General features: G+C 44.3%; 10 protein-coding genes. 9 read left to right on the plus strand and 1 reads right to left on the minus strand.

Translation table 11 applies throughout. The annotated features are described in order from the left end of the window. Nucleotides 1-6 precede the first annotated feature (6 nt). The 6 genes from P3L47_RS10635 (at nucleotide 7) to P3L47_RS10660 (ending at nucleotide 11484) form a co-directional block, all read left to right on the plus strand. Complete coding sequence (locus tag P3L47_RS10635) at nucleotides 7-1782, plus strand: RagB/SusD family nutrient uptake outer membrane protein (protein WP_277783599.1); 1776 nt, start codon at nucleotides 7-9, stop codon at nucleotides 1780-1782. A gap of 18 nt (nucleotides 1783-1800) precedes the next feature. After that, nucleotides 1801-2496, plus strand: a complete 696-nt coding sequence (locus P3L47_RS10640; protein ID WP_122360968.1) for a DUF3823 domain-containing protein — start codon at nucleotides 1801-1803, stop codon at nucleotides 2494-2496. A gap of 208 nt (nucleotides 2497-2704) precedes the next feature. Next, nucleotides 2705-4582, plus strand: coding sequence for a right-handed parallel beta-helix repeat-containing protein (locus P3L47_RS10645; protein ID WP_277783600.1), 1878 nt, complete (start codon nucleotides 2705-2707; stop codon nucleotides 4580-4582). A 62-nt stretch (nucleotides 4583-4644) separates the two neighbouring features. Next, entirely contained in the window at nucleotides 4645-6633 is a 1989-nt protein-coding gene (locus P3L47_RS10650) for a DUF5054 domain-containing protein (protein ID WP_277783601.1), read from the plus strand. A 28-nt stretch (nucleotides 6634-6661) separates the two neighbouring features. Then, entirely contained in the window at nucleotides 6662-8827 is a 2166-nt protein-coding gene (locus P3L47_RS10655) for a glycoside hydrolase family 3 C-terminal domain-containing protein (protein ID WP_277783602.1), read from the plus strand. Nucleotides 8828-8838: 11 nt separating this feature from the next. Beyond that, nucleotides 8839-11484: a glycoside hydrolase family 38 N-terminal domain-containing protein gene (locus P3L47_RS10660; RefSeq protein ID WP_277783603.1), complete on the plus strand. Its 2646-nt coding sequence runs from the start codon at nucleotides 8839-8841 to the stop codon at nucleotides 11482-11484. A gap of 13 nt (nucleotides 11485-11497) precedes the next feature. On the opposite strand, the gene P3L47_RS10665 is transcribed toward P3L47_RS10660, so the two are convergent. Beyond that, the gene (locus P3L47_RS10665) at nucleotides 11498-12499 is read right to left on the minus strand and encodes a helix-turn-helix transcriptional regulator (protein WP_122360965.1); all 1002 of its coding nucleotides are present in this window, start codon (nucleotides 12497-12499) and stop codon (nucleotides 11498-11500) included. 286 nt (nucleotides 12500-12785) lie between these two features. On the opposite strand from P3L47_RS10665, the gene P3L47_RS10670 reads away from it, so the two are divergent. Genes P3L47_RS10670 through P3L47_RS10680 form a run of 3 tightly spaced genes read left to right on the plus strand, consistent with a single transcriptional unit; the run spans nucleotide 12786 to nucleotide 15819 of the window. Beyond that, on the plus strand, nucleotides 12786-13517 hold the full coding sequence (locus P3L47_RS10670) for a ThuA domain-containing protein (protein ID WP_277783604.1): 732 nt from the start codon (nucleotides 12786-12788) through the stop codon (nucleotides 13515-13517). Nucleotides 13518-13542: 25 nt separating this feature from the next. Then, the gene (locus P3L47_RS10675) at nucleotides 13543-14391 is read left to right on the plus strand and encodes a sugar phosphate isomerase/epimerase family protein (protein ID WP_277783605.1); all 849 of its coding nucleotides are present in this window, start codon (nucleotides 13543-13545) and stop codon (nucleotides 14389-14391) included. 27 nt (nucleotides 14392-14418) lie between these two features. Next, nucleotides 14419-15819, plus strand: coding sequence for a Gfo/Idh/MocA family protein (locus tag P3L47_RS10680; protein WP_277783606.1), 1401 nt, complete (start codon nucleotides 14419-14421; stop codon nucleotides 15817-15819). Nucleotides 15820-15858: the final 39 nt, after the last annotated feature.

Consider the following 15858-nt stretch of genomic DNA (forward strand, 5'->3'; position numbering starts at 1 on the left):
ATCATCATGAAAAAGATAATAACCTTTTTATTTATAGCGATATTGGGTACCAGTTGTAATTCGTTGGACGTTCCGCCTCTTAATATCATTCAAGATAAAGATATTTTTGCTTCCGAGTCTGGTATCTCTTCATATATGTCTTCTTTGTATAATGATTTACCAATACAGGATCATCAAGCTACTGTGTATGGATTTGGTAACTATTGGAACAGTTGGCCTCAGGCAGGGCATATGTCAGGGGAGTTGGTGAACAATAAACTTTTCTTTGTATACGATTCTCCTACTGGAGATATGTTTCAGTTTTGGGCTTACGATCGGGTGAGGAAAATAAATTATTTTATTGAAAACATGCCTCTTTATGAAGCCAGTTTCCCAGCAGATAAAATAAATGCTTGGTTGGGGGAAGCTTATTTTTGTCGTGCTTACTACTATTTTGCTATGGTAAACCGATATGGGGCTGTTCCTTTGGTGAAAGAAGTGAAAAACTATCCGGAAACGAGCATTGAAGAACTGCAGATTCCTCGTAATACACAACAAGAAGGATGGGATTTTATTGCGGAAGATTTGGATAAAGCGATAGAACTACTTCCGGAAGAAAGTCTGATGCGAGGTCGTGTAAATAAATATGTCGCTTATGGATTAAAATCAAGAGCAATGCTTTATGCGGCCTCACTTTGTCTGTTTGATACCCCAGTTAGTGGTTATGAAGAACTTTTAGGTATGCCTGCATCTAAAGCGCAAAGCTATTATCAGGCAGCGTACGATGCTGCTTCCAAATTGGATGGAAAATATTCGTTATATAATAAGCATACGGATAAGTTTGAAAATTATTGGAACCTATTTCTGGATGAAGACAATCCGGAAGTGATCTTTGCTAAATATTATCAATATCCCGATAAAACTCATAGTTGGGATGTACATCAGGTCCCATTTCAAGTAAGAGGTCCTGAAGGATATTCCAGTATTTTAAACCCGACATTGGAGATTGTCGAATTGTTTGATGATATCAATGGTAATCCGTTTGTGTTAAAAACAACAGATACAAATGGTAATCCTATTCGCTATGATAATCCGTATGACATCTTTAAAGATGTAGAACCTCGTTTAAGAGGTAGTGTTATTTTACCGAATGATGTTTATAAAGACGAAGTCATAGAAATCAGAAAAGGTATTTGGAGCAGTTTTCCGAATGGAGAATTAAAAACAACAACGGATTTTTCTGCGATGTATCAGAATATGCCAATAATGGGTAAAAGTGGTATGGGACATAATGAAACAACGACAACAGGTTTTTTTGTACGAAAGTATCAGGATCCAACTTTGGCAGATAACTTGATTATACATGGGCGTTCTACTACTCAGTTTATCGAAATGCGTTATGCCGAAATTTTATTAAATCAGGCAGAAGCTGCTTTTTATTTAGGGAAAAAGCAAGAGGCTTTGGATTTGATCAATCAAGTGAGAGAAAGAGCTGGTGCTAAATTGTATGCATTGGATCAATTAACGGAAGAGAATATCCGTAAAGAAAGACGTATGGAATTGGTATTTGAAAAACATAGTTTTTGGGATTTGCGGAGATGGAGAATTGCGGATAAATTGATGAATAACAAGAAATACACTGCATTATGTCCGTATTATATTTATGATGAGGGTAAATATATCTTTACCAAAGAAGAAATAAGTACTACTTATACATATGATGTAAAAGTAAATTATGCAAAAGTACCGGACGGTGAAATATCCAAGAATCCGAATTTGTTACCTAACAATCCTGGTTATTAATTCAATAGTTATAACAATATGAAAAAGATCAGTTTATTAATGTGTATGTTGTTTGCATTGGGCATGATGTCGTGTGGCGATATTGATAACATGGAAGGTCCTAATGCAGCGATAGCGGGAAGTTTGATAGATGAAACGACTAATAAACCTATTATATCTGAACAACCGAATGGTTTCAGAATAAAGATGGTAGAAACGAGTTGGAGTGAATCGGCGACACCGGAATATTTTTGGGGAAAAGCCGACGGAACATTTAAAAATACGAAGATATTTAGTGCGACTTATGATGTACAACCGGTGGAAGGAGCTTTCTTTCCGGTAGAACCAGTATCTGTAACAATCAAGAAGTCTGAAAATATAGACTTTAAGGTTACTCCTTATTTATCGATTCACCCTAAAAAAGTAGAGATAGCAGGGGATGTCATTGAGGTGGAATGGACTATATCTCGTCCAAAAGTAGGTGATAAGATATTGGATACACGTGTGTTTGTGGTTCATGACAACCCGAATGTGGGGACAAACTATTTTACAACGGCATTGAGTCCGATGATCGATTTGAGTAGTGTTCCGGATGAAGAAGCCTTGTCTACAACGTACAAACAGACGATTACCGGATTGACCAAAGGTAAGACCTATTATGTAAAGGTTGGTGCGCGAACGGACAATTCCAGCAAACGCTACAATTTTGCAGAAACAGTGAAGTTGGAGTATTGATTGGTAGCATTTTTGTAACGCGGTTCGTTACTGAAGTATAACTAACCTTGCAGATGAAGCATAACGAGGTTTGTTAACGGAGGGCGGCGAACCGCGTTACTATTTTGGGGTGGAAAAGCAATAATAATCCATCGAATAAGCAGCTATTTGCTATTTTTTATAGCAATGGCAGTTTTTATCTTCGTACATTGAAATAAAAGTAAATATCATGAGAAATATTCTGAATCGGATTTTGGTATTAAGCCTGTGTTGTAATATGTTGCAAGCGAAAGAGTACCATGTCTCTCCCAAAGGAAATGATAATAATGCTGGAACAATCGAGGCCCCCTTCAAAACCATCAATCGGGCGGCTCAAAAGGCATTACCCGGTGATGTGGTGACGGTACATGAAGGAGTGTATCGGGAATGGATAAAACCGATGTATGGCGGGACCAGCGATAATCGGCGGATTGTTTATCAGGCTGCCGAAGGAGAAAAGGTGGAGATTAAAGGCTCTGAAGTGATCAAAGGCTGGAAGAAAGAGGGAAAAGGTATTTGGAAGGTGGTGATTCCCAACACGCTTTTCGGTAATTTCAATCCTTATAAAGAACTGTTTGATGGCGACTGGATTATCAATGACGGACGTGTCACGCATTTGGGGGAGGTCTATTTGAATGGAGAGGCCTTCTATGAAGTGGATTCTTTGAGTAAGTTGCAGAATCCGAAGCCGCATGTATGCAAGGCGGATCCGGAGGGAACGACTGACTTCTGGTATTGTGAAACGGATGACGAAAACACGACTATATGGGCTCGCTTCGGTACCGTAGATCCCAATAAGGAATGTGTCGAGGTGGTTGCCCGTCCGACCTGCTTCTATCCGGATAAGCAGCAACTGGACTATATCACCATCAAAGGGTTTGAAATGAGCCAGGCCGGTACGAAGTGGGCTTCGCCGACGAATGAGCAGGTGGGCGTAATCGCCACGCACTGGTGTAAGGGTTGGATTATAGAAAACAACATCATCCACGATGCTAAGAGCACAGGCATTACGTTGGGCAAGGAGCGTACAACCGGCGACGGGGTACTTCCTGCTGATGATGCCGATGGAGTGAAAGATGGGCATATCTCTTATATAGAAGTTATATTCAACACAACACGCCATGGCTGGAACAAAGAAACGATCGGTTCTCACATTGTTCGCAACAATACGATCTATAATTGTGAACAAACGGCTATTTGTGGGACGATGGCTGCCTTCAGTGAAGTCTACGGTAATCATATTTACAACATCCACGTGAAAGACCAGTATAACGGGTATGAAATTGCCGGGATCAAATTTCATGGGGCGATCGATGCCGTGATACGGGACAACCGCATTCATGATTGTACGTCGTATGGTATGTGGTTGGATTGGATGACGCAAGGAACACGAGTGTCGGGTAATTTGTGCTATCGTAATTCGACTGATTTGTTTATAGAAGTGAGCCATGGTCCGTATATTGTGGATAATAACCTGTTTCTTTCTTCCCTGTCGCTTTGTCAGTCAACGGATGGAGGTGCTTACCTGAATAATTTTTTTGGAGGGAAGTTGACTCTGCAGGCAGACTATACCCGTTTTACCCCTTACCAATTGAATCATTCTACCGAGTTGAAAGGTGTAAGTCCGATAAAACATGGCGACCTGCGTTTTTATAACAATATTTTTGTGGGAGGAGCTGATAAGAAATTGTATGGCTTGGAGTTTTTGAATGAGGTAACAGGTGTGATTTATGCCGAAGACAACCTGTTCTGTAACGGAGCCCGTCCTATGAAAGAGAAGGTGCAGGGTGTGGTGGATGATGCGTTCAACCCTTCTTTCAAAGTGGAAGAAGTTGCGGATGAAGTATATATTACATTCGAAGGGGAAACTAAATTGTCTCGGTTGAAAGGCAAACCGGTCAATACCGACCGCTTGGGAGTTGCCAAGTTGACGACCTATCCGTTCGAGAATGCCGATGGTACTCCGTTTTTATTGGATATTGATTTCTTGGGAGAAAAGAGATCAACTGTCTCTCCTTCTATAGGACCGTTTGAAATAGTATCAGGTAATCGTATTAAGGTGTGGTGATGTTTAGCTCTACCGAATGGGTTGGAAGAAGAATGTTTAAATTTTAAAAATACAAGATGATTATGAAGCGAATGTTAATCCTTCTACTGCTGGTTGTGGGAGGACTTTGCCAGTTGGTGGCACAGGAAGTAAATATCTCCGTCGATAAAGTTTATGTCGTTTTTAAGACGCATTTGGATGTTGGTTTTACCGATTTGAGCTCCGTGGTGACACAACGTTATATCACAGAGTTTATACCCAAGGCTTTGGATGTGTCAGAAAAATTACGGGCAGAGAATGCAAGTGAAAAATATGTCTGGACAACAGGGGCGTGGCTGATTTGGAAATATCTCCATACGGCATCTCCAGAGGAAGTGAAACGCCTGGAGGCAGCTATCGGACGGGGGGATATTGTTTGGAACTCTGTTCCTTACACTGTCGAGTCGGAATCGATGAACTTGGATTTGTTTGAAACAAGCCTGCTTCTTTCTCATAAGCTGGATGAAAAGTACGGAAAAAAGACGATTGCCGCTAAAATGACGGATGTGCCGGGACATACGCGTAGCATTGTGTCGCCGATGAGCCGTGCAGGGATTCGTTTTCTGCATATTGGTGTGAATCCGGCTTGCCCTATACCTAATGTACCGGAGTTCTGCCGTTGGAGAGATACGGATGGCAGCGAATTGATTTTGGTCTATCAGCAAGATTACGGCTCGGAGAATATACTTCCGGGAGGAAAGGCTGTTATTTCTATCAACTTTACCGGTGATAACCACGGTCCTCATTCGTATGAAAAGGTGAAAGAGATTTATGCCGACCTGCATAAGCGTTATCCGAATGCCCGTCTGGTAGCTTGCTCTTTCAATGAGATTGCCGAAGAGTTGATTGCCATGCAGGACCAGTTGCCGGTAGTTACATCGGAAATAGGGGATACCTGGATATATGGTTATGGAAGTGCCCCGATACGAATGGCGAAATTCAGAGCCTTGTCTGAACTCTATTCCCAATGGTTGCGTGAAAAGAAAATCGACAAGAACAGTGATGCTGCACTCGATTTTGTATTGGAATTGGGTTTGATTGCCGAACATACGCAGGGAGTGGATGTGAAAACACATCTTCATAACTGGGATAAATATGATATGGACCTTTTCCTTCCGGCTCGTGCTACCGCACCTTTCCGGAAGGCGGAAGCATCGTGGAAGGAATTGGACGATTATATTTATAACGCGATCCAATACCTTCCTCAGCATTTACAGGCAGAGGCGTTGGCGGAGATGAAGAAAATCGACCAGCCGGTTGTTCCTCTCTTTACGGAAAAAGCCCAATCGGTTTCTTCTACTCCTTGGCAGGCTGCCGTACTGAAGAAGGGGGCATTGAAACTCGAAGGTTTATCATACCAAATGTATGATGCCGCCGATTATAAGCAGTATCTGGATAACTACCTGCGTGCCCATTATGGATGGGCTTTAGCTGATATAGGCAAGCCGGGACTGGATAAGTCGAAAGCCGTCAGTGTTTCTCTCTCCGCACAGACTATCAAGCAGGAGGTCCGTAAAGAGAAGAAAGGGATACGGACGGTAAGCGAACTGGTCTTCCAAAATGAAGGTAAGGTGGATCAGCGGGTACTTCCTGAAAAGATGTATATAGATGTATTGGACTATAAGAACGGAAAGAAGGCGGAAGTTACTTTGACGATAAAAGGTAAACCAGCTGTTCGCTTGCCGGAAGCTTATTGGCTGTCTTTTACTACGGATGATATTCTTTCTATCGTTGCTGAGAAGGTAGGCGGGCGTGTCGACCTGCTCGATGTGGTAGAAAAGGGCAACCGCCAGCAGCATGGCATCGACCGTTATGTGGATTTGATTACCTCTAACGGAACCATCCGTATATGGAGTGAAACCGCTTTTCTGGTTAATGTAGGTGAGGCGAGAGGTATAAACTACTCATTGGAATACCCCGACAAAAAGGGCGGTATCCATTTTAATCTGAGTAATAATCTTTGGAATACAAATTTCCGTATGTGGAATGAGGGATCGTTAACTTATCGTTTCACGATCGAAAGAATAGATTAACGATGAATAAACATAAGAGTAATAGACAATGAGCTATATAAAGAAAACAGGATGGCTTGTTTTGGGTTTGATTGGTTATTTTACCGCTTTTTCCCAAACGAAACCTATCTATCAGGATGCAACAAAACCGGTGGAAGAGCGTATAGGAGATGCTCTGTCCCGTATGACTCTGGAAGAGAAAGTACGATTGCTACATGCCAATGGGGGCTATCGTTCCTGGGGAGTTCCCCGCTTGGGCATACCGGAGAATAATCCGACGGATGGTCCTACCGGTATGCGTCCGGAGTTCCGTTGGGAAAGCTGGTCGGATGCGAAAGCGAATAATGACTATTGTACGGCGTTCCCGTCCCTTATCTCTTTGGCTGCCACTTGGAATCCGGATATGGGTATCTTGTATGGAAAGTCATACAGCGAAGAGGCGTTGTACCGTAATAAAAACATCATATTGGGTCCGGGAGTGAATATCTGCCGTACACCTCTCAACGGGCGTAGTTTCGAGTATATGGGGGAAGACCCTTACTTGGCGTCTCAAATAGCAGTGTCGTATATTCAAGGTGTTCAGTCAAATCATGTGGCAGCATGTGTGAAGCATTTTGCTACCAATAACCAAGAAACCGGCAGGATGTATATCAATTCGCTGGTCGACGAGCGTACTTTGCATGAAATCTATTTCCCTGCTTTCAAAGCAGCCGTGCAACAAGGGCATGTGTGGACCGTGATGGGAGCCTACAACCAGTTGAATGGTCAGCATTGCTGCCATAACGACTATTTGTTGAACGACATATTGAAAAAGGAATGGGGCTTCGACGGGGTGTTGTTGTCTGACTTTGGCGGTACTCATAATACGCAGGAAGCAATCGACAATGGATTGGATTTGGAATATGGAACCGCTTTAGGGTCGGAAGAGGCTTTTGAAAACTATTATTTGGGAAATGCTTATCTACAACTGTTGAAATCAGGAAAGGCAGACGAAAAAGTGCTGGATGAAAAGGTAAGACGTGTTTTGCGTATGATGTACCGGACGAATATGTCGGCAGACCGCCCTTGGGGTGTTATGAATACCCGGGAACATACAGATGCTGCACGCCGGATTGCCGAAGAGGGAATCGTATTGTTGAAGAATGAAGCCTCTATCCTGCCTTTGAGTCTTTCCGGCTTGAAAAAGATAGTAGTAGTAGGCGAGAATGCCATACGGACTGTAGCCAATGGAGGTGGATCTTCCGAAGTGAAGGCTTTGTATGAAGTGACTCCTTTGGAGGGAATAAAGAACATGGTGGGCGATAAAATAGAGGTCGTTTATCAGCCCGGTTATTCATCCGGATTGAAAGGTACATCTGCTGCAGATAGCCTGAAACGGGAGGCGCTAAAAGCGGTAGTTGGTGCAGACGTGGTTGTCTATGTCGGTGGGTTAAATAAGGAACCGAACCAAGATAGTGAAGGTTCAGACAGGTTATCGTATAATTTACCGTATGGGCAGGATGAATTGATAGCGGAGTTATCGAAAGCCAACCCACATTTGGTTGCCGTGATGATAAGCGGTAATGCGTATGCCATGCCTTGGTTGAAACAGGTACCCGGTATACTTCAGGCCTGGTATGGAGGTACAGAGAGTGGGAATGCCATCGCATCGGTATTGTTTGGCAAGGCAAATCCTTCGGGAAAGTTGCCGGTAACTTTCCCTGTCCGGCTTGACGATGTGGCAGCGCATGCATTAGGAGCTTATCCCGGAGATGGAAAGACGGTCGAATACAAAGAGGGTATTTTTGTCGGTTACCGGTGGGTTGAAAAAGAAAAAATCAAACCCAACTATGCTTTTGGGCATGGCTTGAGTTACACGACATTCAAGTATGGGAATGTAACCGTTGATAGGAAGGTTGTGGATGCGACAGGACGTTTGACTGTAACGGTACCTGTTACGAATACAGGGTCGCGAGAAGGATCAGAGGTGGTTCAGTTGTATGTCAGCGATCTGAAATCTTCCTTGCCTCGTCCGGTAAAGGAATTGAAAGGGTTCCGCAAGGTCAAATTGGCTCCGGGGGAAACTGCCAATGTATCCTTTACGATAGATAAGGAAGCACTGAGTTTTTATGACCCGGCGCAGCATGGCTGGGTGGTTGAACCCGGCAAGTTCCAGGTGTTGGTCGGCTCGGCATCGGATGATGTCAGGGCGAAAGCTATGTTTGAGTTGCAATAAAATATAGGTTTATGGATAAGAAAAGTATATTTTGTGGATTGTTATCTTTGCTTCCCTTTCTGGCAAAAGGAGAGGTGGCAGAAGAATATAATACTAAGGTGAAAGAGGTCATTGTGATTTGTAAGACCCATTTTGACATTGGCTATACGCATCGGGTGGATGATGTGGTGAACTATTATCAAACGGACATGATCGACCGTGCCATTAAAGCTATGGATGCTTGTGCCGATCTGCCCGAAGAACAACAGTTTGCCTGGACGATCCCCGGGTGGGTCTTGTCGAAGACGATGGAAGACTGGGATGGGCAAACGCCTCAGCGTAGGCAGATATTGGACGATAAATTCAGGTCGGGGAAGATTATCTCGCATGCGTTGCCTTTCACGCTAATCTCTGATATTTGTGGAGTGGAGGATATGGTACGCGGACTGGGCTTTTCGTCTGCGTTGAATCGTAAGTATGGTTTGCCTTTGTCACACTCTGGCAAGATGACCGACGAACCGTCGCAGACAGGAGCTTTGGCGACGGTATTGGCTCATGCGGGTATCCGATTTTTGCATATCGGTTGTAACTGGCCGAGTGGGTTTGTTAAAACACCGGGATTGTTTTGGTGGGAAGGACCGGATGGCTCGCGGGTGATGACATTGTACTCTGCCAGTTACGGAACAAACTGTGCCGTGTGTCCTGTAGAATGGCAGGGACCGAATGATCCGATGATGGGAGTAAACCTGATGCCGGCAAAAGATTGGCCTTATACGGTTTGGCCGGCTATTCTAGTGACAGGTGATAACTCGGGACCTCCTACGGCAGAACGAATTAAGGAATTGTTTCAGGAGATAAAAGAGAAAATGCCGGATGTGAATGTGCACATGGGAACGATGGATGACTTTTACGATGCTATCATGAAAGAAAATCCGCAATTGCCCGTGGTGAAGTCCGCTATGCCGGATACTTGGATACATGGGGTGATGTGTGACCCGGGTGGAATACGCCTGTTGCGGGAAACGCATTCATTGATACCGGCAGCAGAGGCGTTGCATACGCAATTGGGCTGTTGGGGTGTTGATACACCGGCGGTTTCGGATGAGATAGCTACAGCGTATGAAAAGATGGCTTTGTATGGCGAACATACGTGGGGCGGATCAAGACAAGTGAATGTTTACGGAAAGGCTTTTCAGCAATTATCGGCTGAAAAAAATGAAGATTTGGAAGCTTCGTGGGAAGATAAAACGAATTATGTGCGGAAAGCCTCCGACATCGCGCATTCGGTTACAGATAGGAACATGACGGCTTTGGCTACTCACGTGAAATGTAATAAACCCTCTTCCATAGTCTACAACCCGCTGCCTTGGAAGCGTTCGGATTGGATAGAGCTAGAGGGAAAGAAACTGTTTGTAAAGGATATCCCCGCAGGAGGATACCGGACTGTCCCGTTGAAAGAGGTAAGTACCAAAGAACAGAGATTGTCAGGCAACACACTTGAGAATACCTACTATAAAATCACTTTCGATGCGGAACGAGGATGTATCACTTCCTTGATAGATAAGAAGAGCGGACGCGAGTGGATAGACCCGAAAGCCGAACAGGGCTTCGGACAGTATCTGAATGAGCGGTTCACGTATGAACAAACGTTGGATTATACGATGACTTACCAGCAAGGACGAGCTAAAGATTGGGCACATCCGGGTATTTGCAAACCGGGTATGGTGTCGGAAAAAGAGGTCCCTTATCGAGCCGCATCTCCCCAACAAGGTGTGTTGAAGATGACTGCTGAGGGTGACGTGCAAATAGCCGAACTGGCTATGCCTTCCGACCGCTCCAACCATCTTCCGGCTTCTGTATTGCGTATCTCTTTGTATAAAGACCAGCCGTATGTGGATATGGAAATCACCATACAGGATAAAGCGAAAGACAATTGGCCGGAGGCGGACTGGCTCTGCCTGCCTTTCCGGATCGAGCAGCCGGAGTTCAATGTTTACCGGCAGTTAGGCGTGATGAATCCGGCAACGGACATTCAATCGGGAGCAAACCGGCATCTGTATGCGGCTGAATATGGTGTAACCATTACCGGTCGGGATGGAGCTGGAATGGCAGTATGTCCGCTCGATCATCCGTTGATCAGTTTGGGAGTTCCCGGATGTTGGAAATATTCAGATGATTACGTACCGGAACAGCCGGTTGTCTATCTTAATTTGTATAATAACCAGTGGAATACGAATTTCCGTTATTGGTATCCTGGTACGTGGAGTTCCCGGGTTCGTATTTGGACGATAGAAGAAGGTACTACTCCGGAAGAAAGATCCCTGCTGTTTGTGACTTCAGCTTTGGAAGCGCGTAATCCATTACAAGCCGTATCTGTAAAAAAGAATGAAGGAAATCTTCCTGCTGCCCAATCGGGTATAGAAGTCTCTCGTGCGGGAGTGACAGTCACCGCATTTGGTGCCGATCCGGATGGAAATACAGGAACATTACTACGCGTTTGGGAACAGGTTGGAGTTTCAGGAAAACTAATGGTCACGTTGCCAAAAGGGATGAATGCCTCACTTGCCGTACCGGTAAATTTGCGTGGGGAAAAGAAAGGAGACCCTATCCACATTAAATCCGGAAAGTTTGAACTGGAATTGGGAGCTTATGCGCCTGCCAGTTTTATATTGGAATAATCTTCTATAAGTATTATTCTTTTTGAGACTTTCTGAATCGTTGCGGTGACATCCCATAGCGTTCTTTGAATACACGGGTGAAGTATTGGTTGGAACTGAATCCACAGTCGAAGGCGATATCGATAATATTCTTGTCAGCAGATTCTTTCAACTGCTGACAAGCTTTTTCTAATCGTATATCGTTTAGATATTTCATGGGGGAGCGGTTCGTGATCTCCTGACAATATTTAGAAAATTGCGTGACACCCAATCCGCAATATTCAGCCATATTTTCGAGAGTCCAGATCTGTGCATACAGGGAGTCCAGTTCTCCCAGAAAAATATTGACACTTCGTTTACTGCTGATTAACTTCTCATCAAAGGAAACGGATTCTTTCTCAAACAGTTCTAAAAGAGAAATTAAAATACGATTAACACATATTTTAATTTTGGAATCAAGATAAGGAGTATCGTTTTGCAGAATGGTCTGTCCCAACTCTGCAAAACAATCCTTCAATGTGTTATTCGTTTTCCAGACAGGTTGCTCATTGAGTTGAAGAATTCGGGTCAGTTTGGAAAGGTTGGGCTTGGATAGTACAATCCAGTCTGGCCAGATCCAATCCTGATGAGGGAAACGGACACCGACATCGATGATGAACCAATGAAGCTTGGAACGTCCTATATGTCCGATTTTATGGCGAAGCCAGGGACGTGTGATCGATAGATATTGAGGATGAAGCGGTAATATCTCATCTCCTATAAAAAGGTCGACCTGCCCGGCTTCAAGGAAACAAATCTCAATACCTTCATTGTAATGCCATTCCAGATCCCATGATTGCTGCTTGGTTGCATTCCAGTAGCCGATTGATTTAATATTTTCCAGTTCATTTTCTTTCAGGCGAATACCAGGATAATGATCTCTGGCAAGAGTGTGCATTTCTATCTCCTGTTGTCTGGTCGCATTCTCTAAAGGAGCGCAACAATCGGGACTATATATTTTGCCATCGATGTCAAAATAAATGGGTGTATTTTTCATAAGCTATCGATAAATCATTGCATATTCTTTCACTGAAAAAAAAGGAAATCAAATGTAATAATTATTTTATTTCTTTGCCAAAGAAGATATAGACATAAATTCAAAGTTCTTTAGATTGTATGTATATCATAGATGCTAATCAACTATTTAACATGGTATAGTTATTTGAAGTTTGATAGAGATCTTTTTTTATGATTAGCATGTGGGCACGCCATAAGGATCTCAATATCCGGCGTGCCCCTTAATAATTTTATTTTTTATGACAGGAGATTAAACAAGTTGCGATATGAAAAATAAACAATGCTTTTTTTCGGTGTTATATATGTTTTTGTGTTTGACATTATTATCGATGTCAGTCGATGCCAAACCAATACAGGTTCTATTATTGAGTGGAGCCAATAATCATGATTGGCGTAGTACGACACCTTGTTTGGAACGTTTGTGTGAGCATTATCCGGATATACGGGTGACAGTGACTAATTGTCCTGATACATTGAATACCGAAATGCTGAAAGGTAAAGATGTAATAGTGAGTAATTGGAATACATTTCCGGAGAATACTTTTATGTGGAACAAAGAATCGAGGCAAGCATTGGAACAGTTCGTCAGGAATGGCGGGGGATTTGTTACGGTCCATGCCGGGAGCTGCTCGAACTATGACTGGGACTTTTTTCTGCAGTTAACCGGTGGCCGTTGGGGGAAAGACACCCATCATGGTGCCATAGAAGACTTTGAAGTGAAAGTCGCTAAGGAACATCCGATAACAAAGGGAATTACGTCTTTTCAGTTTCGGGATGAATTATGGGAAAGCGTGGAATGGAGTAAAGGTGTTGAGGTACTTTGTACGGCAAGGGCCTCGTCCGGAGTAGATGAGCCGGTTGCGGTAGCCAAGCAAATAGATCGCGGCAGAAGTTTTTTTCTGGTGTTAGGCCACGATGCTGAGATTATGCAACAACCAATGTTTGAGAAATTACTGATCAGAGGCATTCGTTGGACTGCAGGAAAGAAGATAAAGTAATAACAACTTAAAAAATAATACAATTATGGCAATGAAAGTAGGATGTTTTGCACTGGTGAATGCGTTTTCTACGCTTCCGCAGCAATTGGCGCAAATTAAAGAATGGGGATTTAAGTATGCGGATGTGACCGATACGTCCGATGGTGCTTGCCTGGGGGCTGAATATGGTTTTACGTCGATGGCGAGCTTGGATGCCAATCCCTTTGATTTGAAAAGAATGTTCGAAACGTATGGCATAACGATGACCGGTGTGTGTGCCCATGCAAATCTTTTAGACCCGGCGGCTCCGTTCCGTTATGGAACTTCACAGTTGATGAAGGCGGTAAAACTGGCGGCATTGATGGGGGTAAAACATGTGGTAACGGCAGAAGGTGAACCACAAACGCCTTTCGGTAAGAACCTGTCTCATCAAGAGGCCATCTTCTCGGTAGTTGAAAAGCTGTACGAACCGCCACGGTTGGCGGAAGATTTGGGTGTCACCATCTTGTTGGAGCCTCATGGTTATTTGACGGACGATGCGGATAGTTTTGCTGAAATTATCGAACGGTGTAATTCCAAGGCTTTGGGCTTTAACCTGGATACCGGTAACTTGTGGCTGGGCGGCGGTGATTCATTGGAATACATCAAACGGTTCGGCCATCTGATAGGCCATGTCCATTGGAAAGACCTCTCGGAAGAGTTCGTCCCTTTGCGTGGGAAGATATTCGGTTGCGGCATGTCTGTGACTCCGCTGGGCAAAGGGGTTTGCAACGTGGCAGAGGCTTACAAAGCATTGGTGGAATTGGGCTATGACGGCTATTCTACTTTGGAGATTGCCGGTGAGGAGAGCGTCCTTGAAAGTTATGAATTTTTGAAATCCATGGGAGCTGAATGAAGTATAATTAAAGTATAACATATCGATATGAAGAGAAGAGATTTTTTAACGGGTTCTGCTTTGGCGGGTACATCTTTATTGATGGGTGGCAGTGTGGCCGGTGGTGCCATGCTTACAGGTTGTACGGATAGTGGAAAATCCGGTGGTGTCAATGATTTTGTGTTGAAATCACGTGAAGAGCTGGGGCTTCCTCTTTCTTTGCGTAAAGCGGTGGATGGCAAGCCGCTCCGTGCCGGACTGATCGGCTGCGGCGGTCGTGCTACCGGGGCAGGGACACAGTTTATACAGGCTGGCGACGGGCTGTCGGTTGTGGCTTTGGCAGAAGCGTTACAGGAAAGATTGGACGGTGGGTTGAAATACTTCAACGAGAAGATGAAGCAAAACATCTCCAAAGACCATGCTTTCTTAGGCTTTGATGCTTATAAAAAGGTCATCGCATTGCCCGAAGTCGATGTGATCATTGCTGCCGTTCCGCCCCGTTTCCATCCGGAAATATTCAAGGCTGCCGTGGATGCCGGTAAGCCTGTCTTCATCGAGAAGCCGTTCGCTGTGGATGCTGCCGGTGTACGTACGGTTTTGGTTGCCGCCAAACAGGCCGACCAGAAAGGGTTGTCTGTCTGCTGTGGTACCTACCGCCGCCACATGAACAACTACATCGAAACCTACCGCCGGGTGGCTTCAGGTATGATTGGCGAGATTGTTGGTGGGGCTTGTTATTGGAATACCGCCCGTACTTGGTATCGTGACCGTCGTCCGGAGTGGAGCGACACGGAACATGTGCTTTACAACTGGCTGAATTACCCGTTCATGGGAGGTGATTGTATTAACGACCACCAGATCCATAACATTGATGTCGTCAGATGGTTTATGGGTGACAAGACGCCTATGAGGGCAATAGGTCAAGGTGCTAAGATACGCCCTTCGCTCGGCAATAAATATGATTTCTTTATGGTCGATTATGAGTTTGAGAACAATATCCACATTATCAGTTCGACAAGGCATATCGACCAATGTTCGGACCTTATCGGCGAAGTGGTACGGGGTACCAAAGGTAGCTCAAACTGTAGCGACACCATTTGGGACGAGAAGGGAAATGTCATCTACAAATACGAACCGGAGAAAGACGAGAACGGAAAACCGATAGATGATTACAGTGGTTTCCAGCAAGAGCATATCGATTGGGTGACATCTATCCGCGAGAACAAGCCATTCAACGATGCGAATAACATGGCTAACTCTACGTTGGCATGTATCATGGGACGCGAATCGGCCTATACAGGCAAGACCTATACATGGGATCAGATATTGGTGGATCAGAACCTGCTGGGACCGGACATCACGCAGCCCGGCTTCAAGATTCCGGAAGAACATCCGTTGCCAGGTAAAGCTACTGAACCGCACAAGGATACGAAGATATCGGTTTATTGACCTTTTGATAAATGTAAAGGGGGGACAGGTTGCATTCTT

It is taken from the genome of Parabacteroides chongii (assembly GCF_029581355.1).
In the GTDB taxonomy this organism is placed as follows: Bacteria; Bacteroidota; Bacteroidia; order Bacteroidales; family Tannerellaceae; genus Parabacteroides; species Parabacteroides chongii.

Coding starts and splice junctions, on each gene's coding strand:
- P3L47_RS10635 (WP_277783599.1), top strand. CDS start 7: ATGAAAAAGATAATAACCTTTTTATTTATAGCGATATTGGGTACCAGT.
- P3L47_RS10640 (WP_122360968.1), top strand. CDS start 1,801: ATGAAAAAGATCAGTTTATTAATGTGTATGTTGTTTGCATTGGGCATG.
- P3L47_RS10645 (WP_277783600.1), top strand. CDS start 2,705: ATGAGAAATATTCTGAATCGGATTTTGGTATTAAGCCTGTGTTGTAAT.
- P3L47_RS10650 (WP_277783601.1), top strand. CDS start 4,645: ATGAAGCGAATGTTAATCCTTCTACTGCTGGTTGTGGGAGGACTTTGC.
- P3L47_RS10655 (WP_277783602.1), top strand. CDS start 6,662: ATGAGCTATATAAAGAAAACAGGATGGCTTGTTTTGGGTTTGATTGGT.
- P3L47_RS10660 (WP_277783603.1), top strand. CDS start 8,839: ATGGATAAGAAAAGTATATTTTGTGGATTGTTATCTTTGCTTCCCTTT.
- P3L47_RS10665 (WP_122360965.1), bottom strand. CDS start 12,499: ATGAAAAATACACCCATTTATTTTGACATCGATGGCAAAATATATAGT.
- P3L47_RS10670 (WP_277783604.1), top strand. CDS start 12,786: ATGAAAAATAAACAATGCTTTTTTTCGGTGTTATATATGTTTTTGTGT.
- P3L47_RS10675 (WP_277783605.1), top strand. CDS start 13,543: ATGGCAATGAAAGTAGGATGTTTTGCACTGGTGAATGCGTTTTCTACG.
- P3L47_RS10680 (WP_277783606.1), top strand. CDS start 14,419: ATGAAGAGAAGAGATTTTTTAACGGGTTCTGCTTTGGCGGGTACATCT.